The sequence below is a fragment of the Salinimicrobium oceani genome (assembly GCF_012037645.1).
Genome location: NZ_JAAVJR010000626.1, coordinates 1 through 452, shown reverse-complemented (window position 1 = coordinate 452; position 452 = coordinate 1). Strand labels below are relative to the sequence as shown.

At 44.2% G+C, this 452-nt stretch carries 1 protein-coding gene; it reads right to left on the bottom strand.

Annotated elements, in window-relative coordinates; translation table 11 throughout:
- On the bottom strand, positions 1-452 hold a 452-nt coding region (locus HC175_RS18580; protein WP_479685241.1), incomplete at both ends, for an ATP-binding protein.

Below are 452 nucleotides of genomic sequence, written 5' to 3'. Positions count from 1 at the left end.
CTTCGCACCAATTCGAACCGCTCCTCCCCTTCCTCATACTTCATCATTTTCATAGCAAACAGCGCGGCCGAAATTGGATTCCGCATATCATGAGCTACCAGCGCTATAAATTTTTGACGCACCTCCTGTATAGATTCATTAAAGGCGATACCGGAATACAGCATTGCATTTTCAATGGAATATTTTATTACAGACGCGGCTTCCGGGGACTGGACATTAGCTCCTGAAAGATACCTGGAGATAACCTTGTCAAAAATGATATATTCTCTTAGGATCTGTTGCAGGGTATAACCTTTTGTAGCTGCCCTGTGCCGCCCATGTTCCATACTGTTCTCAAAAAGCTCCTGGTGGATCAGATCTTCCTGCACCACATCAAAGTCTCCAAATTTTTCCATGATCCCAATAACATCATCCAAAAGCTGCGGCACATGATTCCGCAAAACAATACGGCT